Source organism: Roseicyclus sp., from assembly GCF_965662675.1.
GTDB lineage: Bacteria > Pseudomonadota > Alphaproteobacteria > Rhodobacterales > Rhodobacteraceae > Roseicyclus.
Map to the genome: position 1 here is coordinate 1 of NZ_CBFIIK010000038.1, position 20,953 is coordinate 20,953.

A 20,953-nucleotide genomic window follows, 5' to 3' on the forward strand; every position below is an offset into this window, starting at 1 on the left:
GGTGCCGCGGCGTTTGACAGCGGCGGAGTTGCTGACCTCGGACGACAACGAGGACTGAGGCGCACAAAACTGCGAGTTCGCATGCGGGAATACTGCAGTTTCCCCAGACGTTTTCCTGCAGGAAAACGCCCCCCTACACCCGCTCGATCGCGACGGCCGTGCCCTCACCCCCGCCGATGCAGATCGCGGCCACCCCGCGTTTCAGCCCATGCCGCTCCAGCGCATTCAAAAGCGTCACCATGATCCGCGCGCCCGAGGCCCCGATGGGGTGGCCCAGTGCGCATGCGCCGCCATGCACGTTCATCCGCTCGCGCGGCACGCCCATCTCGTGCATGAAGGCCATAGGCACGACGGCGAAGGCCTCGTTCACCTCCCACAGATCGACATCGGTGACAGACCAACCCAGCTGATCCAACAGCTTGCGTGCAGCGGGAATGGGTGCGGTCGCGAACAGCCCCGGCTGTTGCGCGTGGCTGGCATGGCCCAGCACCCGCGCCCGCACCTTGAGCCCCTGCGCCACGGCGACATCAGCCCGCGCCATGACCAAGGCCGCCGCCCCATCCGAGATGGAGGAAGAATTGGCCGCCGTGACCGTGCCATCCTTGCGAAAGGCAGGCTTGAGCGTCGGGATCTTCTCGGGCCGTGCGCTGCCCGGTTGCTCATCGACCGACACCACGGCCTCGCCCATGCGGGTCGTGACCGTGACCGGCGCAACCTCGGCGGCAAAGGCACCGCTTGCGATGGCCTTGAGCGCGTTATCGAGCGAGCCAAGCGCATAATCATCTTGCGCCGCCCGCGTGAACTGGAACGCCTCGGCGCAATCCTCGGCGAAGGTGCCCATCAGGCGGCCTCGATCATAGGCATCTTCCAACCCGTCGAGGAACATGTGGTCCTGCGCCTGCGCATGCCCCATCCGCGCGCCGCCGCGCATGGCGGGCAAAAGGTAGGGAGCGTTCGACATCGATTCCATGCCGCCCGCGACGATCACATTGGCCCGGCCCAGCGCCAACGCATCGCAAGCGAACATTGCCGCTTTCATGCCCGAGCCGCACATTTTGTTCAACGTCGTGGCCGGCACCTCCTTGGGCAATCCGGCCTTGAAGCCCGCTTGCCGCGCCGGGGCCTGCCCCTGACCTGCGGGCAGGACACACCCCATCAAGAGTTCATCGACCCGGTCGGGCATAACCCCGGCATCAGCCAGCGCCGCGGCGATTGCCGTCCCGCCCAGATCAGCCGCCGTGACCCCGGCCAAGGCGCCCTGAAAGCCGCCCATCGGGGTGCGCGCCGCCCCTGCGATCACCACCTCATGCATCGCGACCTCCACTTCTGTCATGCTCACCGATTGGTAAGGATTTTGCTTTATCCCGCACCCAATATTCATGCGGAGATTATGCCATGAACATGCGTTTCGAAAGCCGCAGCATTGTCGGCATATTGAAGGTCGATGAAAACCGCATCGATGCCAGTGTCGCCATCGCCTTCAAAGACCGGTTTCGCGATCTTGTCTCGGGCAGCAGCGGGGATGTCATTCTCGACCTGTCGCAGGTCGATTTCATCGATTCCAGCGGTCTGGGTGCGATCGTGGCAGCCCGCAAATTGTTGGGCGGTGATCGCAAGTTGGAACTGGCCGGGCTGACGCCTGCGGTCGACAAGGTCATGACGCTGACCCGGATGCATACGGTGTTTCCGATCCATGCCGATGCCGAAACCGCCGCGTCAGCGCGAATCGATCCCGTGCAGGCCAACACATGAGCGCCGCCGATGGGGGCGTGGGGCCCCGCGCGCTGATCAGCCTGCATTTCCCCGCTCAAGATGCCGCGGTGCGCGGCGCCCTTCTTCGGGTCGATGCCACCTTGCGCGACGAAGGGATCGACGATGATCTGCGCGACCGCACGCAGATCGCATTGGCCGAGGCGTGCAATAACATCGTCGAACACGCCTATCCCTATGAACGCTGCGAAGACCCTGCCATCACGCTCGATATCGCCAGCGACCGGGGCGGTATCCAGATCACGCTGCGCGACAAGGGCGGGCCGATGCCAGATGGGCGCTTGCCAAGCCCTGATCTGCCTCCGCTGAACCTCGACGATCCGCTCCTTTTGCCGGAGGGTGGGTTCGGTTGGCCGATTCTGCGCAGCATGACCCGCGCGCTCAGCATCTCGCGCCGCAATGGACAAAACATCCTGCGTTTTCGTTTGCCCGCTGTCGAGATGCCCCGATCACAGGGACAAAATGCCTTGTGAATGCCCGAATCCCTCCGCAATGCCGCCGAGTTACGCGGCGATAACGGGCTTGTAGCTGCAGAGGCTTCCCTCGGCGCCGCGTATCATAGCCCCCACCCAGTGCGCGGCGTCGAGGTCTTGCAGCTACCACCCCCCTCCCCCTGATATGACTTGACGCGATGGGCATGTGCGCCCCTTGCCCTTGCCGCCGCCCCGGTTAGGTTGCAGGCCAATCGCTGCGCGAGGGAGGGACACATCATGCGCGACTTTCACCATCCTGGCCGATCGGCCGCTTTCGCCGAAAACGGCATGTGCGCCACCTCGCACCCGATCGCGGCGCAGGCCGCCGTCGATATCCTGAAAGCGGGCGGCAATGCGGTCGATGCCGCCATCGCGGGTGCCGTTCTGCTCGGCCTGTGCGAACCGGCCATGACGGGGATCGGCGGCGATTGCTTCGCGCTGATCAAACCGGCCGGAACGGAAGAGATCATCGCCGTCAACGGATCGGGCCGCGCGCCCGCCGCGCTTTCGGCCGCGGCGCTGCGCGACAAGGGTCATACCAAGATGCCCGTGTTCGGCGATCCGGCCGCCGTGACCATTCCCGGCGCGATCGACGCGTTTTGCCAGATGTCGCAAGACCACGGCAAGCTGGGGCTCGATGCCGTGCTTGCCCCCACCATCCGCTATGCCGAGGCGGGTGTGCCCGTCGCACCGCGCGCGGGCTATGACTGGGCGCATCATCACGACAACATGACGCCTGCCGCGCGGCGCTTTTATCTGATCGATGACGCCGCGCCGCGCATTGGCCAGCTGTTCCGCCACCCCCAGCAGGCCGAGGTACTGCGCCGTATCGCATCCCAAGGTCGCGCTGGTTTCTACGAGGGTGAAGTGGCCCAGGACATGGTCGCCTCGCTCCGCGCGCTGGGCGGTGTGCATACGGTTGAAGATTTCGCGAACACCCGGAGCAGCTATGGCACGCCCGTCAGCGGCAACTACAAGGGCATCGAACTGGTCGAGCATCCGCCGAACGGCCAAGGCGCGACAGCGATCTTGCTGGCCAATATCTTGGCCGAATTCGACCTTGCGTCGATGGAACCTTTCGGCACCATGCGCGCCCATATCGAGGCCGAGGCGACGAAACTGGCCTATGATGCGCGCGAGCGTTTCGTGGCCGACATGGATCACATGACGCGGCTTGCCCATATGCTCGACCCCGCCACGGCCAGGAAACTGGCGGCCCTGATCGACCCAAAGGGCTGCATCGCGAACCCCAAAGCGCTGACCGAGGAGACGCACAAGGAAACGATCTACATCACCGTGGTCGACCGCGACCGGATGGCCGTCTCGCTGATCTATTCGGTCTTCAAGGATTTCGGCTCGGGCATCGCATCGGACAAGTTCGGCATCCTGTTCCAGAACCGCGGCGCGGGCTTCACGCTGGAAGCGGGCCACCCGAACGAGGCGGCGGGCGGCAAGCGGCCGATGCACACGATTATCCCCGCGATGCTGCGCCAGAATGGGCGCGTGATCATGCCCTTCGGCGTGATGGGCGGCCAGTATCAGGCGACAGGCCATGCGCGCATGGTGACCAACATGGTCGATTACGGGCTTGGCCCGCAGGAAATGATCGACGCGCCGCGCTGTTTCAGCGAGTTCGGCGAGATGAAGGTCGAGAAAGGCTATAGCGACAAGGTGCGTCAGGAACTCAGCGATCTGGGCCATGCGGTATCCACCCCCGATGTCGGTATCGGCGGGGCGCAGGCGATCCGCATCCATCACGACCTCGGCACGCTCGAAGGGGGATCGGACCCGCGCAAAGACGGCATCGCGCTGGGGTATTGAGCGATGGCGATCACACCCGTGAAAGACATGGTGATGGCTGCGAAAGCCGTCATCACCTCGCTCTCGACCGAAGCGGCGGCAGACGAAGTCGCGGCAGGTCGTGCCGTTTTCGTCGATATCCGCGACCCGCGCGAGTTGGAGCGTGAGGGGCGTCTGCCCGGCGCGATCCATGCACCCCGCGGCATGTTGGAGTTTTGGGTCGACCCCGCCAGCCCCTATCACAAGGAGACGCTGGCAACCGACAAGCGGTTGATCCTTGTCTGTGCCGGCGCGTGGCGCTCATCGCTTGCGACCAAGACGCTGCAGGATATGGGGCTGGACAATGTCGCCGAGATGGCGGGCGGCTTTTCGGCATGGAAGGGAGAGGGTCGCCCGGTCGAATGACAGGCGGCTGCCCTCAGTTCATCTGGAATTCAAGCGGGTAGCGGCCATCACTGAATTCGCCGAACAGGTCGGGCAGATCGGGGTGATCCACGGGCTCACCGCTATCATCGGGCACAAGATTTTGCTCCGAGACATAGGCGACGTAATAAGTCTGATCGTTTTCGGCGAGCAGATGGTAAAAGGGCTGTTCTTTCGCCGGGCGCGCCTCTTCCGGGATGGCGGCATACCATTCATCGGTATTGGCGAATTCGGGGTCGATATCGAAAATAACACCCCGGAACGGGTGTTTGCGATGGCGCACCACCTGACCGAGACCGTATTTTGCCGTGCATTTCAGCATGAGGCTGAACCCCCTTGAACACGCTTCCTATCGCGCGCATGGGGGGATTGTCCATGAGTCGGTGGATCGACAGAAGGAAACAATTTGTGGAAATCGCCCTGACGGTGCTGGCAATTGTGGCCCCGGTTTTCCTTCTCAGCAGTGCCGGTTTCGTCTGGGCAAAGGCGGGCTACGACTATCCGACCGCCTTCGTGACACGCATCGCGATGAGCTTGGCGGTGCCTTGCTTGATCTTCACCGCGCTGATGCAGGCCGAGATCGCCTTGGCGACACTCGGCGCGCTGACATTGGCAAGCTTGTTGGCCTATGTCGCGGTGATCGCCCTGAGTTGGGGTTTGGTCGCGGCGGTGCGCCTCGACCGGGCGGCCTATGTCGCGCCGCTTGCTTTTGGCAATACCGGCAATCTTGGGCTGCCCTTGGCCCTGTTCGCCTTTGGCGAAACAGGCTTGGGGCTGGCTGTGGTCGTTTTTGCGGTGATGGCGGTCCTGACCTTTACGGTGGGTATTTGGCTCGTGGCCGGCGGCACTTCGCCCGGGCGTGCGCTGCGCGAGCCGATGTTATGGGCAACGCTGTTGGGGGGGCTGTTCCTGAGCATGGGTTGGCAGACGCCGGAATGGCTGACCCGCTCGCTGAGCTTGATGGGCCAGATGGCCATTCCCTTGATGCTGGTCACGCTTGGGGTCGCTGTCGCACGGCTCAAGGCGGGGCGGATCGGGCGGGCCGTGTGGATGTCATCAGCCAAGCTGGCCCTTGGACTGGTGGCCGGCGTGATTGCGGGGCGCGCTTTTGGACTGGAGCCTGTCGCTTTCGGCGTGTTGGTCTTGCAGATGGCGACGCCCGTGGCCGTCACCTCCTACCTTTTGGCGGAACGCTATAACGCCGATCCCGATGCTGTGGCGGGGCTTGTGATGGTATCGACCTTGATGTCGGTCGCCACACTTCCGATCACATTGTCATTTCTATTGTAGACCCACTCAAAGGCGGCATTCCCATAAGGACCATTTCAGGCTATAGTCGTGCCAACAAAACCGGAAAATTCGGGCACGAGCAGGTATCATGGAACGACGCGTATTCATTACGGGCGGACTGACGCTTTTGGTTGCGGGCTGTGGGTCGAGCGGTGCGCGCCATAGCGCGCCACGAAATCTCGACGATGCATGCCGATTGTCTTCCGAACGCCCGCAATACCTGCGCGCGATGCAACGGACCGAGCGGCGCTGGGGCGTGCCGGTGCATGTGCAGATGGCGACCTTTCATCAAGAAAGCCGTTTCGTCGGAAATGCGCGCCCCCCGCATCGCTACGCGCTCGGCATCATCCCCATGGGGCGTGTCAGTTCGGCCTATGGCTACAGCCAAGCGCTGGACGGGACATGGGATGATTACCGCCGTGCCACGGGGCGGCGTTTTGCCCGGCGTACGGATATCGACGATGCCGCCGATTTCATGGGCTGGTACATGAACCGCACGCGCGATCGGAATGGTGTGCCATTGACGGATGCGCGCAACCAATACCTTGCCTATCACGAAGGTCATACGGGCTTTGCGCGCGGCAGCCATAATTCCAAGCGTTGGCTGCTGACGGTCGCCGACCGCGTCGCTGACCGCGCCGAGATGTATCGCACACAGCTGGCCAGCTGCCGCGCCTGAGGGCGATCAGTCGCGCCCGCGCGATGCGATTTCTTGGGTGATGTTGAACAGCGACGCTGGCAAACGCCCGCCTTGTACCATGTTGCCCAATACAAGCGTGGTCTGCGATCCGGTGCTGTCGGTGATGATCCATTGCCGCAACTCGATCGGATCACCTGTGAAGACCAACTCGATCGTGCCGATCTCGGGGCGCGCCGGGTCTTGCGCCGTGACACGCGTGGCGACGCCATCGAAGGCATGCCCCACCACCATGCCCGACGCGGCCAGATCGACATTGCGTGCCAAGATCAGGTTCAGCGGCGTCTGCGCCAGCGGATATTGCTCGGGCGGGGTGTTGGAACGCCCATCGAAAATCGCTACCTGCTGGCCACCAGCGATCACGATCAACTCGCCGCCTTCATAGTCGAAACGAATCCGACCGGGGCGATGCAGGTAGATGTCGCCCGTGGCGACACTGCCATCGGCATTGATCTGGGTAAAACTTCCCTCGGCGGTCGTGAGCCCGTTGAGATAGGTGGACAAAGCCGCCAGCGGCAACAAGTCTGCGCGCGCGGGGATTGCGGCAACAAGGCTTAGGGCAAGGCAAACCAACAAACGCTTCATGGGGTAAAGATAGGCCTTTCCATCGTCCCATAAAGGGGGCTCGCGCCAAGATCACGCAAGCGTCAATCCTGCTCCGGCACCAAGATCTCGCGCTTGCCGACATGGTTGGCGGTGCTGACCAGCCCCGCATCCTCCATTTGCTCGACCAAACGCGCGGCCTTGTTGTAGCCCACGCCCAGCTTGCGCTGGATATAGGATGTCGAACATTTGCGGTCCTTGATCACGATGGCCACGGCCTGATCGTAAAGCGCATCCTCTCCGTCTGTATTGCCGCCTGTGTTCAGGCCCAAGACCGCGTCGATATCGCTTTCGCGGTCCTCATCAGGGCCATCAAGCACGCTCGAGGCATATTCAGGCGGCCCGAAGGATTTCAGGTGGCGCACGATTTCCTCGACTTCCTCGTCGCGCACAAAGGGGCCGTGGACGCGGGTGATCTTGGCGCCGCCTGCCATGTAAAGCATGTCGCCCATGCCCAAAAGCTGTTCGGCGCCCTGTTCGCCCAGGATCGTGCGGCTATCGATCTTGGAAGTCACATGGAAGGAAATCCGCGTCGGGAAGTTGGCCTTGATCGTGCCGGTGATCACATCGACCGAGGGGCGCTGGGTTGCCATGATCAGGTGGATGCCGCTTGCGCGCGCCATCTGCGCAAGGCGCTGAATGCAGGCCTCGATCTCTTTGCCGGCAACCATCATCAGATCGGCCATCTCGTCAACGATGACGACGATGAAGGGCATGGTGACGGGCTGGAATTCTTCGGTCTCGAAGACCGGATCGCCGGTTTCGTCGTCGAAACCCGTCTGGTAGGTGCGCTTGAACATCTCGCCCTTGGCCAGCGCCTCGCGAACACGGCCATTATAGCCCTCGATATTGCGCACGCCCATCTTGGACATCTTGCGATAGCGTTCCTCCATCTCGCCCACGACCCATTTGAGGGCGACGACCGCCTTTTTCGGGTCGGTCACGACGGGGGAAAGCAGATGCGGAATGCCGTCATAGACGCTGAGTTCCAGCATCTTGGGGTCGATCATGATCATCCGGCATTCTTCGGGGGAAAGCTTGTAGAGCAGGCTCAGGATCATGGTGTTGATCGCCACCGATTTCCCCGAACCGGTGGTGCCCGCGATCAGCAGGTGGGGCATCTTGGCGAGGTTGGCGATGATCGGGTCGCCGCCGATATCCTTGCCCAAAGCCAGCGGCAGGCGCTGATTGCCATCGCCAAAGCTGCGATGGCTCAAAAGCTCGCGCAAAAGCACCTTTTCGCGGTGTTCATTGGGCAATTCGATCCCGATGACCGAGCGGCCGGGCACCGTGGACACGCGCGCCGACAAGGCTGACATCGAGCGCGCGATATCATCGGCCAGACCGATCACGCGGCTCGCCTTGAGGCCCGGCGCGGGCTCGAGCTCATACATGGTGACAACGGGGCCGGGGCGGACGCTGACGATCTCGCCCTTGACGCCATAATCATCCAGCACCGACTCCAGCATGCGGGCGTTTTCTTCCAATGCGTCGTCGCTCAGATGCGGGCGCTGGATCTGGATGGTGTCGGGGTTCTCCAGCAGCGCAAGCGAGGGCGGCTCATAGACCGCTTCGACCTTGGCCTGAAGCGGCAAGGAGGGCTGCGCATCGGCCATGGCTTGCTTGGACGGCGGGGGCTTGCGCGCCATGGCGCGCTGCATCACGCGGCGTTGCAATTCCGTCTGGGGCAATGCAGGCGCGGGACCGCGCGGCGCGACTTCGGGTGCGATCATCGCGTCATCATAGGCTTCATCGTCGACAAAGAGATTATCGTCGAAATCATCCATGGCCTGCGGCGCGGGCGCGCTATCGCGGGCGACGAGGGGCGGCTCAGCCCGACGGGCAGCGGTCAAGGGCGGTTCAACCCTGATGACGGGCTGGCCCGCGGCGGCGGCACCGGCTGCCAAGATGCCCGTTCCAAGCGGTGCGGCGGCCATGCGCGGCGGTTCCACCGCGATAGGGGGCGGCGGCGGCGCACGGCGCACGCGGTCACGGATCACATCGCTGATGCGGGCGCGGATACGCTCTTCATCGGGGCTGCTTTGCACGGGCTCTTGCTCGGCGCTGTCCGGTTCGGCGGCCTCGGCGCTTTGGGCGCGCAGCATTGGGACACGCGCCAAAAGCCCGCCTGTCCGGCGGGTCGGCGCGGGCGCGGGCGCAAGCTGCGGCTGTTGCGCGGCCAGTGACCGAACAGGGCGCATCGCCGGATCAGCGATCACGCTTTGGGCGCCCACGCCAGCCTCGCGGCGCTCTTGGCGCAGGCGGGCCAACTCGGTCGCAGCGCGCCCGGCGCCGTAGCCCGCATTACGCAAGCTACCCGAGACGAAGGCACCGATGGCCACCAAGCCCAGAAGGAAATACCGCAACCCGAACCGGAATTCTGCACGATCCACACCAAGCACGAAGCCCGACATCAGCATACACAAGATGAAAGCCAGCGCTGCGACCAGCTTCAGCCCGATTTGCGGGGCCATTGGCGCAGCGCTCAAAAGCGCGCCCACGACCGTGTCACCGAACAATCCGCCAAGGCCGAAGCTATGCACCCAGTCTTGTGGCGGCGTGATGCTGGCGGCGTAGATCGCGGCAAGCGCAACCGCGATCGGCAAAAAGGCGATGCGACCCAGCGCGCGATCCCGCCCGCTATTGCGCAAGAAGCGGACACCCCACACCAGCGATGCGATCGGCAACAAGACCGCGCCATAGCCCATGATCATCATCAAAATCGCGGCAACCGACGCCCCGACATGCCCCAACAAGTTTTGCGGTACCGCATCGGTGGCTGCCATGAAATGCGGATCATCCGGCGCATAGGACCACAGCAAGGCGGCAAGCGCCGCGCCAAGGCCCAAAAGGACGAAACCAAGCGCCTGTTGTCCAAAGCGCATCAGCATATCATGCGTCTGATCATCAAGCAGTGGGTCACGCTGTCTGGTCTGATAGGCCATGCTCGTTCGTCCTCATTCGCCGTAAAGGCATGACCGCAGCCGGGTCAGCCCATCGCGCATTTCATCTTGGGGCGCGACCATCGCCACGCGGAGCCTGTCCGCGCCGGGGGTCGCACCGTCAACCTCGCGCGCGAGATACGCGCCAGGCAAAACCCGCACGCCCGTCTCACGCCACAGTTTCACCGCCGCCGCTTCGCCATCGGCGACGGGCAGCCAAAGGAAAAACCCCGCCTGCGGAGGGCTATAGCCGGGCACATCGCCCAAGATCTGATCGGCGATGGCGTATTTCGCGCGGTAGAGCGCGCGGTTTTCCTCGACATGGGTCTCATCACCCCATGCCCGCGTCGCCACCGCCTGCAGCGGTAGGGGAAGTGGCGCACCGGCGTAATTCCGCAGCTGTTTCATCCGCGCGATGCTGTCCGGCCCACCCGCAGCAAAGCCCGAGCGCAGCCCCGGCATGTTGGAACGCTTGGAGAGCGAGTGGAAAATCACCACTCGTTCGGGATGCGCGCCTATCTGGGTCGCGATTTCCAGCGCGCCGGGGGGCGGTGTGTCGCGGTAAAGCTCGGAATAGCATTCATCGGCGAAAATCTGGAAATCATAGCGCTCGGCCAGCGCGATCAGGTCGCGCCACCAGCCCGCATCGGCAACAGCGCCTTGCGGGTTGGCGGGCGAGCATAGGTAGGCGATGCTGACCCGCTCCAATATCTCCGGGGGCAAGCTGGCGTAGTCGGGCAAATCACCCGTCGCGGCCGTCGCGGGCACATAGAGGGGTTCCGCCCCCACGGCCAAGGCCGCCACGGCATAGACCTGATAGAACGGGTTCGGCATCAAGACGATGGGCGGCTTGCCGCGCTTGGTTTCCGGGCAAAGCGCAAGGCAGGCGTTGAACAACCCCTCGCGCGTGCCGTTCAAGGGCAGGATCTGGCGGTCGGCGCTGACATTCACGCTGTAACGTCGCGCGATCCACGCCGCGATTGCGGTCTGCAACTCGGGCGTGCCGTCATTGGCGGGGTAGCGGCCAATCCCCTCGAGGCTGTCGGCGATCACATCGCCCACCCATGCGGGAAAGGGATGGCGCGGCTCGCCGATCGTCATATGCACAACAGGGCCACCCGGCGCATGCACGTCGAGTAGCTTCCGCAACCGCGGAAACGCATATTCGGGCAGGTTCGAGAACCGCTCGGGAAACGCCATAGGACTGCCTCAATATCGGGGTCATGTCGCCCCGTTTGGATGCAAGCTACAGCGTCCCGGCCCGGCGGTCCAGAAAAAGCATCGCGGTTTCAGTCGGCTGTGGCCTTCAGGTCAATGCCGCCTCAGCCGCCGCCCCAAGCCGCAACAGCCGTTCCTCGGCCATGGGCGCGGCCAGCATCATCATGCCACAAGAGGGCGTACCGGTCGGCAGGGACAGACCGCACAGCCCCATCAGGTTGCCCACACGCGTATTGCGCAGCGTCAACAGGTTCTCGGCGACATAGAAATCGGGATCATCCATCAACCGCGCGACATTTGGGGGCAGGTTCGGCACGCTTGGCAAAAGCACGGCGTCATAACCCGCGGTCTCGCGCGCCCAAAGCACGCGCAGCGTGTGCAGCCGCCGCCACGCCGCGACATAATCTGGTGCGCTAAAGGCCGCGCCGCCGCGGAACCGCTCGAGGATACGGGAATACATCTTGTCCGGGGCCGCCTCGATCACCTCGCGCCATGTGCCATAACCTTCGGTCGCGAATAGCGCGGGCGAAAGCGCCATCGCCTCTTCGATGCCCGCCACGGTGCCGCTGGTGATCTTCGCCCCCGCTGCGGCCAGCCGCGCCACGGCATCGACAAAGGCAGCACCCGGCGCGTCGCGCACATCGCTGGCATAGGGTTCCAACACCAAGAACCGCGCGCCTTGGAGCGATGCACCGCGTAGATCGGCGGGCTTGCTCCCCTCCATCACCGCCAAAAGCTGGGCGCAATCCTCGACCGTGCGGCAAAGCGGGCCAACCGTGTCGAAGCTTTCGGCCAAGGGCACGACGCCTTGCAGGCTCAGCCGGCCATGGGTGGTTTTCAGCCCCACCAGATCATTCCACGCCGCAGGTACCCGGACCGATCCACCCGTGTCCGAGCCGATCCCCGCCGCCGCCAGCCCGAACGCGACCGAGGCCGCAGCCCCCGAGGATGAGCCGCCGGGCGCAAGTGCCGGATCATTTACATTGGGCGGTGTGCCGGGGGCGGGGTCGATATTGCCGCCATAGGCGGGGTTCACGCCAAGCCCCGCAAAGGCCAATTCCGACATATGCGTCTTGCCAAGGCACACGAGGCCCGCTTGCGTGGCGCGCTGCAACACGGCGGCGTCAGCATCAGGCACCCGCCCCTCCAGCAACATGGAGCCTGCCTCGGTCACGATACCGGCGGTGTCGAACAGGTCTTTCCAACTGATCGGCACCCCATCAAGCAGGCCACGGCGAAAGCCCGACTGCGCCCTTTGACGCGCACCCTCGGCCTCGGCCAGCGCGCGGTTGCGGGTCATGCGCACATAGATGCGCGCCCCGTATTCATGGGCGGCTGCAGCATCCAGATAGGCCTGGGTCAACTCCACCGGGTCGATCTTGCCCGCACCGATGCCACGCCCCAGATCGCTTGCGCTTTGCCAAAGCCATTCAGACATGCCCGTTCCCCTGCCCATGTTGTCGCGGGCAAGGCTACAACCGGCGCAAGGCATGGACAATCCCGCGTGGCGAACCATAGTCGGGATATGACGTATGACACGGATATCTTGATCGTCGGTGGCGGGCTGAACGGGGCCTGCCTGTCATTGGCCTGTGCGCAGGCAGGACTTGCCAGCATCGTCATCGATGCGCTGCCGGCACAGGCGCGCGCCGATGACGGCTTCGACGGGCGATCCTACGCGCTTGCCTTGGCCTCGGTGCGGATGCTGGGGGTCTTGGGGCTGTGGGAGGATTTGGCCGATCACGCTCAACCGATCTTGCAGATCAAGGCCTCGGACGGGCGGGCGGGCGAAGGGGCGGCACCGTTCTTCCTGCATTTCGACAGTGCCGAGCTGGAAGAAGGCCCGATGGGCCAGATGCTCGAAGACCGCTACCTGCGCCGCGCATTGTTGCAAGCGATGGAAGATCACCCAGCGATCACCCACCGCCCCGGGACCGCCGTCATCGCGCAATCGACCGAAGGGGCCGCCAGCATCACCTTGGCCGATGGCACAGTGCTGACCGGGCGCATCTTGGTCGGAGCCGATGGGCGCCGTTCGGCCACGGCGGCACGCGCGGGCATCAAGCGGACGGGGTGGGATTACGGGCAAACGGCCCTTGTCGCGGCGATATCGCATGCGTTGCCCCATGACGGCGTTGCGCATCAATTCTTCATGCCGCCGGGGCCTTTGGCGATCTTGCCCTTGTCGGGCAATCGGTCCTCCATCGTCTGGTCGGAGCGCACCCGCGATGCCGAACGGCTGATGGCCGCCGATGACGAGGCGTTCCTTGCCCATCTGAGACCGCGCTTCGGCGATTTCCTGGGCGAGATCGCGCTGGCCGGTCAGCGCTACAGCTACCCGCTGGGCCTGAGCATTGCCAATGCCTTCGTCGCCGAACGGCTGGCGCTGGTCGGCGATGCGGCGCATGGCATCCATCCGATCGCAGGGCAAGGGCTGAACCTTGGGCTGCGCGATGTGGGGGCGCTGGCCGAGGTGCTGGCCGATGCGACGCGGCGGGGCGAGGATATCGCATCGCCACTGGTTTTGGCGCGCTACCAGAGTTGGCGGCGCTTCGACACCGCCGCGCTGGCCGTAGCCACGGACGGGGTCAACAAACTGTTCTCGAACGACAACCCGGCGCTTCGCGCAATTCGTGACATCGGCATGGGTCTGGTCAGCGCGGTGCCAGCGCTGCGGCGTGGTTTCATGCGGCAAGCGGCGGGGCTGTCGGGCGATCTGCCAAGATTGTTGCAAGGCCGCGCGCTTTAGCGGGCAACGCCGACGCTGGCTGTGCGCCGGCAAGCCCACCTTGGCTGCTCAATCCAGCTTGCGCGCCTCACTCTCAAGCATGATCGGAATACCGCCCCGGATCGGATAGGCGAGATTGGCCGCTTTCGAGATCAACTCTTGGCGGTCGGCATCATAACTCAGCGGCGCTTGCGTGATCGGGCAAACCAATGCCTCGAGCATGCGCCGGTCGATGGTGACGATGGCTTCGTTCATTGCATCATCTCTTCGGTCGATCCGCCGCGCAGGGCGAACTCGATCAAGGTAACCAAGGTCTCGCGCCGCGTGGTCAGCGATGGCGCCTCCAGCAGGGCTTGCTTTTCCTCGGGGTCGAAGGGGCACAGCATGGAGAGCGAGTTGATCATCAACTCATCCTCGGCCTCTTTCAGGCTGCTCCAATCGGTCGAAAGCGCCAGCGCCTCGAAATAGCGGCCAAGCAGATCCAGAAAGCGTGGGCGGTCAAAGCCGCGATCCACCTCGGTGGGACCAAGATCGGCGGCGAACCCGTCCCAAGAGACATCGCAGCGGCGATATGGGGTGAAGCCGCCGACCTCTTCGCGGATACGAAAGCGCGACATGCCCGACAGCGTGATCAGGTAGCGCCCATCCTCGGTTTCCGAAAATTGCGTCACCCGCCCCGCGCAGCCGATACTGTGCAGACGCTTTTCATCCGAGCCCGGCACCTCGCGGGGTTGCACCATACCGATCAGCCGATGCGGCGTTTTCAGCGCGTCATCCAGCATCGCCAGATAGCGCGGCTCGAAGATATGCAGCGGCAAGCGCGCGCGCGGCAGCAAAAGCGCGCCGGGCAGCGGAAAGACCGCGATGGTTTCTGGCAGGTCGGCGACAGACATCATGGGCAAGGAACTAGCCCCCCGCGTGCTTCAGGCAAAAATCATCGACGACAATTTGCGACGGCCATTCAAAGCAATCGGATCTTGCGGCTTGAGGGCATCGAAAATCGTGAAAAGCTGGGCCTTGGCGGCCCCCTCGTTCCACTCGCGATCCCGGCGGAAAAGCTCCAGCAGTTCATCGACCGCCTCTTGCACCTGGCCTGCCGCATGCAGGGCGGTGGCGTAATCGAAACGTGCCTGATGGTTGGACGGATCGGCCGAAACGGCGGCTTGCAGATCGGCCAATGGGCCGGCATCGGCGGCCTGGCGGGCCAGCGCGATCTGGGCGCGCACCGCTTCAAGCTCGGGCGAACGCGCGATCGTATCGGGCGCGATATTGAGCAGGTTCTCGGCCTGATCGATCTGGCCCAGCGCCAGATGCGTGCGCGCCAGCCCGCTGGTGGCCAGTGCATTCTCGGGCTCTTCCTCGAGAATGGCGGCAAAGGTCTGGGCGGCATCGTCGATCTCGCCTTCGGCAAGCATCTGTTCGGCGGCCTCGATCGCGGCGGCCAGCCCATCATCACCGACAAGGGCGGTCAGCCGGGCGATGAAATCCTTGATCTGGCCTTGCGGCACGGCGCCTTGGAACATGTCCACCGGACGGCCCTGATAAAAGGCCACGACGGTGGGAATGGATTGCAGCGGCAAGCCCTGCTGCGCCAGCGCGGCGGCCAGGCGCTGTTCACGGTCGACATCGATCTTGACCATCTTGACCTTGCCCTTGGCGGCGGTCACGGCTGACTCGAGCATCGGGCCCAGTGTCTTGCAGGGCCCGCACCACGTGGCCCAGAAATCGACGATGACCGGCACTTCGGCGCTTCCGTCGATCACATCGGCCATAAAGCTTGCCTCGGTGCCGTCCTTGATCAGGTCGGCCGCATTCGGGGCGGCATCTTGGGTCTGTCCAAGCTCGAGCATTCCATATCTCCGTCACTTCTACGCGCGTTTCGCCTTATATGCGATCACATGCGCCGCGCGCCAAGGGCCTACAGGTCGAATGTCGCAAAGACCGGCACATGATCAGAGGGGCGCTCCCATCCCCGCGCGGCGCGCAAGATGCGGCTGCCATGGGCGGCATTGGCGATATCGCGGCTGGCCCAGACATGATCGAGGCGACGCCCCCGGTCGGCGCTATCCCAATCCTGCGCGCGGTAGGACCACCAGCTATAAAGCTGGCCTTGCGGAATATCGGCACGGGTCACATCCACCCAAGCACCCGCATCTTGGATCGCGCCCAAATGATCGACCTCGATCGGTGTGTGGCTGACGACCTTGAGCAATTGCTTGTGGTTCCACACATCATCTTCGCGCGGGGCGATGTTCAGATCACCCACCAAGATCGCCTTTTCGGGCCGATCCGCGCCGAACCAATCGCGCATCTCGGTCAGGAAATCGAGCTTGTGGCCGAATTTCTCATTGATCGCACGGTCGGGCTCATCCCCACCTGCGGGAACATAGAGATTGTGAATGGTCACCCCGTTCTCGAGCCGCGCCGCGACATGGCGGGCATCACCCTTGGCACAGAAATCGCGGTGGCCGACATCGGTCAGCGGCAGTCGCGACAAGATCGCGACGCCATTATAGCCCTTTTGCCCGCGCGCGACCATGTGGGGGTATCCCAGCGCGGCGAAGACCTCGACCGGGATCTTGTCGACAGGTGATTTGCATTCCTGCAAGCACAGCACATCGGGCGCTTCCTGGGTCAACAACTTGCCCACCAGATCGGCGCGCAGCCGGACGGAGTTGATGTTCCATGTGGCAAGGGTAAAGGGCATGGCGCGTTCAAGCTCCGCTTGGATCATGGGCGATGTGGCGGGTCTAATGCGCCCCGCCCCGGATGGCCAGACATCAGCGGACCGGTCAAAAAGAAAGACCCGGACCATCGGTCCGGGCCAGTCCAACAGGGAGGTAATATCGCAAATCTGGCGCACAACTCGTGGTTGCACCTTGATCTGGATCAAGCGCGCCTCATGCTACCAGCCGGTAGCCCCCGCTTTCGGTCACCAATAGCCGCACATTGGCTGGATCAGGTTCGATCTTTTGGCGCAGGCGGTAGATATGGGTTTCCAGCGTATGGGTCGTAACCCCGGCATTATAGCCCCAAACCTCGTGCAACAGCACATCACGCGCCACCACGCCATCTTGCGCGCGGTAGAGATATTTGAGGATATTGGTTTCTTTCTCGGTCAGGCGGATTTTCTTGGCGTCCTCGGTTTCCAACAGCTTCATCGCGGGCTTGAATGTATAGGGGCCAAGCTGGAACACCGCATCCTCGGATTGCTCATGCTGGCGCAGCTGGGCGCGGATACGCGCCAGAAGCACCGGAAAGCGGAATGGTTTGGTCACATAGTCATTGGCACCCGCATCAAGGCCCAAGATCGTATCGGCATCCGTGTCATGGCCGGTCAGCATCAAGATCGGGCATTTCACACCCTGTTTGCGCATCAAGCGGCACAATTCGCGGCCATCCGTGTCGGGCAGACCGACGTCGAGGATGACCAGATCATAAAGCGCCTCCTTGGCGCGGGCCATGCCATCGGCGCCATTCGCGGCTTCGAAGACATCGAAATCTTCGGTCATCACGAGCTGTTCGCTCAACGCTTCGCGCAGGTCGTCGTCATCGTCGACCAACAGGATTCTTTTCAACGTCGCCATGGAAAGCTCCTTTCTCACGCCACTTGACCAAGCTTGGCAAGTTGACAGGCTTTGACAAGCGTTTGACATGCAATCTCACGCCGACGTGTCGCGATCAGGGGAAATGTTTCAAATCCCGCGCGGGCAAAGTATGGATGCGTCATGAGCCTATTGCCAAGCCCAACTGAAACCATCGCGCGCGCGCGGTCCGATCTTCGGGTCGGGTTGCCTGTCGTGATCGGCGAAGGTGCGCGTGGGCTGTTGGTTCTTGCCGCCGAAACGCTGAGTACCGCACGGCTTGCGGCCTTAAGCGCATTGGGAGAGGGCGCGGTGGTGGCGATCACGCAGCGCCGGGCCGAAACGCTGAAAACGCCCGCCTATGACGGCGATCTGGTGCGGCTTCGCCTGCCGCCCGAGATGGGGGCCAATTGGGTGCGCGCGCTGGCCGATCCCGCGCGCGACCTGAGCGACCCACTCAAGGGCCCGCTGATCGGCCTGCGCGAGGGGGCGGCCGACTTGCACCGGCTGGCCTTGGGCCTGACCAAGTCCGCACAGCTTTTGCCCGCCATCGTCGCGCTCGAGATCGCCGAACCCGCCGCAATGGCCCGCAGCCTTGGCGCGGCGCTGTTACTGGCGGCGGATCTTGCCCAAGATCTGGCGCTGCATCACCCGCTCTTGCCAGTCGCCGCCGCCCGCCTGCCGATGGAAGCAGCCGAGGCGGGGCGGTTGCATATCTTCCGCCCCGAGAATGGCGGGGTCGAACACTACGCCATCGAGATCGGCCGCCCCGACCGTGGCCTGCCGGTGCTGGCGCGGCTGCATTCAGCCTGTTTCACCGGCGATGTGCTGGGCAGCTTGAAATGCGATTGCGGTCCGCAGCTGCGCACGGCGCTGGCCGAGATGGGGCGCTTGGGCGCGGGTGTGCTTCTCTACCTCAACCAAGAGGGGCGCGGCATCGGCTTGACCAACAAGATCCGCGCCTATCATCTACAAGATCAGGGCTTCGATACGGTCGAAGCCAATCATCGCCTTGGCTTCGAAGATGATGAGCGCGATTTTCGAATCGGGGCCGATCTGCTCAAGCGCATGGGCTTTGACGCGGTGCGGCTGATGACGAACAATCCGCGCAAGGTGGCGATGATGCAGGCCGAAGGCATCGCGGTCGCCGAGCGTGTGCCGCTGATCACCGAAACAGGGCGGCACAACGCCCATTACCTTGCCGTCAAGCGCGACAAGTCAGGGCATATGCTATGACGCCACGCGATATGGTCGTGACGCCGATGGGCCTGCGCTTTCTGGGGCGGCTCTTTCCGATGCGCCTTGGGCGGGGCGGGGTGCGGCTGGACAAGGCCGAGGGCGATGGCGCGACACCGGCGGGCGTGCATGGGATCGTCGGTTGCCTCTACCGCCCCGACCGCTTGGCGCGGCCCTGCGATTGGGCGGTGCCGATCCGGCCCGGTGATCTGTGGTGCGACGACCCCCGGCATGAAGATTACAACCTGATGGTGCGCGCGCCCTTCGCCGCCAGCCATGAGGTGCTGCGCCGCGCCGATCCGCTATACGACATCGTGCTGATCACCGATTGGAACTGGCCGCGTGCCGAATATCGCGCGGGTTCGGCGATCTTTCTCCATGCATGGCGGGGGCCGGGCCATCCGACGGCGGGCTGCGTGGCACTTGCGCCCGAGGATCTGCGCTGGGTCGTGGCCCGCATCGGGTTTCAAACGCGGCTGGTGGTGCCAGAGGGCATGGCCGAGCGCTAAGGCCTAACCATAGGCCCTTTCACCGAAGATCGCCGAACCGACGCGCACATGTGTCGCCCCCAAGGCGATCGCGCTTTCGAAATCCGACGACATGCCCATCGACAGACCATCCAGCCCGTTGCGCGCGGCGATCTTGGCCAAAAGCGCGAAATGCAGGCTGGGCTCTTCCTCCACGGGGGGGATGCACATCACCCCCACAAGCGGCAGGCCCAGCGCGCGTGTTTGCGCGATAAAAGCGTCGGCCTCGGCGGGCAGTACGCCTGCTTTTTGCGGCTCGGCCCCGGTATTGATCTGCACGAACAGATCGGGGCAGGTGCCGCGCTCATCGGCAAGGCGGGCCAAGGTCTCGGCCAGCTTGGGCCGGTCAAGCGTGTGGATGACATCGAACATCTCGACCGCTTGGCGGGCCTTGTTGGTCTGAAGCGGGCCGATCAGGTGCAGGGAAATCCCGTCATAGCGCGCTTGGAAATCAGGCCAGCGGCCCGCTGCCTCCTGCACACGATTTTCGCCGAAAACGCGCTGACCGGCTTCCAGCACGGCCGCGACCCGTTCCGGCGGCTGGACCTTGGAGACAGCGATCAACGTCACATCCTCGGGCTTGCGCCCGGCGGCTGTGGCGGCTGTCGCGATGCGGCTTTGAATATCTGTCAATCCCATGGCGACAGCTTAGGCCAAAAGAAAAGAGCGGGCGCAAGGCCCGCTCTTTCCGAAAGTGCGATCCGGTTGGATCAGAAGGACATGGTCAGACCAAGATCCCAAACGTCAGCATTGTCCACGCTGCCGACAGCGCCGACAACGCGCAGACCGCCACCGAGGTTGTAGCTGAAGCCGATGCCGTAATCTTCTGCATCGCCAGCGATGTCGGTGTCGCCGTAGCTTGCGCTAACGGTGAGGGCGTCGATGGTGTAGCCGATGTTCAGGCCGTAGCCGGTGGTATCGACGGCTGCGTCCTGCTGTGCCCAAAGGGCCGTTGCAGTGATGCCGTTGGCCGAATAGCCAAGCTCGACACCCATGCCGCGGTTGCCGGTGACGTCGTCACGTGCAACACCAGCTTCGATGCTGAATGCGTCGAACTTGTAGCCGAGCAAGATGCCGAAGTCGCCTTCGTTCGCGTCGACGCCAGTGGTGCCACCAACGCCATAGCTCAGCGTCAGGGCGAGGCCGCTGATGCTGTAGGAGTAGGTTACGTCAGCCGCGCCAGCGTTGCGCAGTGCTTCGACGTCGTCATCCATGCCGATGCCGTCAAAGCCGAGGTCGGGCAGGCCCAGACCGTCGGTCGCGATGTCGACAGCGCCGAGCGTCACGGTGCCGAAGGCACCCGAAACGAAGATTTCGGGATCGGTGGAGCCAGCGTTCTCGTCCAGATCCAGCGACGCGCCGAAGCTCAGGCCGCTGTCGGTTTCGCCCGCGCCCTTGATGTCGATGTCGATTTCATAGTGCAGGAATGCGTCGCCTGCGCCCGTGGACTTGAGGCCGGCAACCGCACCGCCGCCCAGGGTCACATCCGCGGAAGCGATGCCCGCCGTGGCCACCAGGGCAGTAGTAGCGAAGATACTGCTTCTCAATTTCCCACCAATAGCAGGCACATTTCATACTATTGCGAATCTTTACGCGAATGTTTTTCTATTTTCTCTTGAGATGATTTAAACCCGCGCAATAGGGAATCAGTCGTTCGAAATG

The 20,953-nt window shown here is 63.6% G+C and carries 22 protein-coding genes; 9 read left to right on the top strand and 13 right to left on the bottom strand.

From position 1 onward, the window contains the following. Positions 1–133: 133 nt before the first annotated feature. A complete protein-coding gene (locus ACTG4J_RS07815) occupies positions 134–1,312 on the bottom strand; it encodes a thiolase family protein (protein ID WP_439138519.1) in 1,179 nt (392 codons plus the stop codon). 83 nt (positions 1,313–1,395) lie between these two features. On the opposite strand from ACTG4J_RS07815, the gene ACTG4J_RS07820 reads away from it, so the two are divergent. From ACTG4J_RS07820 to ACTG4J_RS07835, 4 genes are all read left to right on the top strand, one after another. After that, entirely contained in the window at positions 1,396–1,752 is a 357-nt protein-coding gene (locus tag ACTG4J_RS07820; protein WP_439138484.1) for an STAS domain-containing protein, read from the top strand. Next, complete coding sequence (locus ACTG4J_RS07825; RefSeq protein ID WP_439138486.1) at positions 1,749–2,243, top strand: ATP-binding protein; 495 nt, start codon at positions 1,749–1,751, stop codon at positions 2,241–2,243. The genes ACTG4J_RS07820 and ACTG4J_RS07825 overlap by 4 nt, the downstream gene beginning before the upstream one ends. A 237-nt stretch (positions 2,244–2,480) precedes the next feature. Beyond that, positions 2,481–4,064 (top strand): gamma-glutamyltransferase family protein, encoded by a 1,584-nt coding sequence (locus tag ACTG4J_RS07830; protein ID WP_439138487.1) that lies wholly within the window; start codon positions 2,481–2,483, stop codon positions 4,062–4,064. 3 nt (positions 4,065–4,067) lie between these two features. After that, on the top strand, positions 4,068–4,448 hold the full coding sequence (locus ACTG4J_RS07835; RefSeq protein WP_439138489.1) for a rhodanese-like domain-containing protein: 381 nt from the start codon (positions 4,068–4,070) through the stop codon (positions 4,446–4,448). Positions 4,449–4,461: 13 nt separating this feature from the next. Here the strand turns inward: ACTG4J_RS07835 and hspQ are convergent, their stop codons facing one another. Further along, positions 4,462–4,788: a heat shock protein HspQ gene (hspQ, locus tag ACTG4J_RS07840; protein ID WP_439138491.1), complete on the bottom strand. Its 327-nt coding sequence runs from the start codon at positions 4,786–4,788 to the stop codon at positions 4,462–4,464. 86 nt (positions 4,789–4,874) lie between these two features. Between hspQ and ACTG4J_RS07845 the strand changes: the two genes are divergently transcribed. After that, complete coding sequence (locus ACTG4J_RS07845) at positions 4,875–5,756, top strand: AEC family transporter (protein ID WP_439138493.1); 882 nt, start codon at positions 4,875–4,877, stop codon at positions 5,754–5,756. A gap of 88 nt (positions 5,757–5,844) precedes the next feature. Continuing rightward, positions 5,845–6,435: a lytic transglycosylase gene (locus ACTG4J_RS07850; protein WP_439138495.1), complete on the top strand. Its 591-nt coding sequence runs from the start codon at positions 5,845–5,847 to the stop codon at positions 6,433–6,435. Between the two features lie 6 nt (positions 6,436–6,441). Here ACTG4J_RS07850 and ACTG4J_RS07855 read toward each other — a convergent pair whose 3' ends face one another. The 4 genes from ACTG4J_RS07855 to ACTG4J_RS07870 form a co-directional block, all read right to left on the bottom strand. Beyond that, positions 6,442–7,038 carry a LolA family protein gene (locus ACTG4J_RS07855; protein ID WP_439138497.1) on the bottom strand — a complete coding sequence of 199 codons (597 nt, stop codon included), beginning with the start codon at positions 7,036–7,038 and terminating at the stop codon, positions 6,442–6,444. Positions 7,039–7,100: 62 nt separating this feature from the next. Continuing rightward, positions 7,101–10,001 (bottom strand): DNA translocase FtsK 4TM domain-containing protein, encoded by a 2,901-nt coding sequence (locus ACTG4J_RS07860; protein ID WP_439138498.1) that lies wholly within the window; start codon positions 9,999–10,001, stop codon positions 7,101–7,103. Between the two features lie 12 nt (positions 10,002–10,013). Then, complete coding sequence (locus ACTG4J_RS07865) at positions 10,014–11,198, bottom strand: aminotransferase class I/II-fold pyridoxal phosphate-dependent enzyme (protein WP_439138500.1); 1,185 nt, start codon at positions 11,196–11,198, stop codon at positions 10,014–10,016. Positions 11,199–11,304: 106 nt separating this feature from the next. Beyond that, entirely contained in the window at positions 11,305–12,654 is a 1,350-nt protein-coding gene (locus ACTG4J_RS07870; protein WP_439138501.1) for an amidase, read from the bottom strand. A gap of 87 nt (positions 12,655–12,741) precedes the next feature. Here ACTG4J_RS07870 and ACTG4J_RS07875 point away from each other — a divergent pair, with 87 nt between their 5' ends. Further along, the gene (locus tag ACTG4J_RS07875; RefSeq protein ID WP_439138503.1) at positions 12,742–13,965 is read left to right on the top strand and encodes an FAD-dependent monooxygenase; all 1,224 of its coding nucleotides are present in this window, start codon (positions 12,742–12,744) and stop codon (positions 13,963–13,965) included. Positions 13,966–14,013: 48 nt separating this feature from the next. On the opposite strand, the gene ACTG4J_RS07880 is transcribed toward ACTG4J_RS07875, so the two are convergent. From ACTG4J_RS07880 to ACTG4J_RS07900, 5 genes are all read right to left on the bottom strand, one after another. After that, a complete protein-coding gene (locus ACTG4J_RS07880; protein WP_439138505.1) occupies positions 14,014–14,199 on the bottom strand; it encodes a Trm112 family protein in 186 nt (61 codons plus the stop codon). Beyond that, positions 14,196–14,840 carry an LON peptidase substrate-binding domain-containing protein gene (locus ACTG4J_RS07885; protein WP_439138506.1) on the bottom strand — a complete coding sequence of 215 codons (645 nt, stop codon included), beginning with the start codon at positions 14,838–14,840 and terminating at the stop codon, positions 14,196–14,198. The genes ACTG4J_RS07880 and ACTG4J_RS07885 overlap by 4 nt, the downstream gene beginning before the upstream one ends. Positions 14,841–14,867: 27 nt before the next feature. Continuing rightward, a complete protein-coding gene (locus tag ACTG4J_RS07890) occupies positions 14,868–15,794 on the bottom strand; it encodes a tetratricopeptide repeat protein (RefSeq protein ID WP_439138508.1) in 927 nt (308 codons plus the stop codon). Positions 15,795–15,862: 68 nt separating this feature from the next. Continuing rightward, positions 15,863–16,651, bottom strand: coding sequence for an exodeoxyribonuclease III (locus tag ACTG4J_RS07895; protein WP_439138521.1), 789 nt, complete (start codon positions 16,649–16,651; stop codon positions 15,863–15,865). A 193-nt stretch (positions 16,652–16,844) separates the two neighbouring features. After that, positions 16,845–17,531, bottom strand: coding sequence for a response regulator transcription factor (locus tag ACTG4J_RS07900; protein ID WP_439138510.1), 687 nt, complete (start codon positions 17,529–17,531; stop codon positions 16,845–16,847). A gap of 141 nt (positions 17,532–17,672) precedes the next feature. Here ACTG4J_RS07900 and ribA point away from each other — a divergent pair, with 141 nt between their 5' ends. Then, complete coding sequence (gene ribA / locus ACTG4J_RS07905; protein ID WP_439138512.1) at positions 17,673–18,764, top strand: GTP cyclohydrolase II; 1,092 nt, start codon at positions 17,673–17,675, stop codon at positions 18,762–18,764. Beyond that, positions 18,761–19,273 carry a L,D-transpeptidase family protein gene (locus ACTG4J_RS07910; protein WP_439138514.1) on the top strand — a complete coding sequence of 171 codons (513 nt, stop codon included), beginning with the start codon at positions 18,761–18,763 and terminating at the stop codon, positions 19,271–19,273. The genes ribA and ACTG4J_RS07910 overlap by 4 nt, the downstream gene beginning before the upstream one ends. Positions 19,274–19,276: 3 nt before the next feature. Here ACTG4J_RS07910 and ACTG4J_RS07915 read toward each other — a convergent pair whose 3' ends face one another. Both ACTG4J_RS07915 and ACTG4J_RS07920 read right to left on the bottom strand, forming a co-directional pair. Then, positions 19,277–19,930 carry a YggS family pyridoxal phosphate-dependent enzyme gene (locus tag ACTG4J_RS07915; protein ID WP_439138516.1) on the bottom strand — a complete coding sequence of 218 codons (654 nt, stop codon included), beginning with the start codon at positions 19,928–19,930 and terminating at the stop codon, positions 19,277–19,279. Positions 19,931–20,001: 71 nt separating this feature from the next. Next, the gene (locus tag ACTG4J_RS07920; protein WP_439138517.1) at positions 20,002–20,859 is read right to left on the bottom strand and encodes a porin; all 858 of its coding nucleotides are present in this window, start codon (positions 20,857–20,859) and stop codon (positions 20,002–20,004) included. Positions 20,860–20,953: the final 94 nt, after the last annotated feature.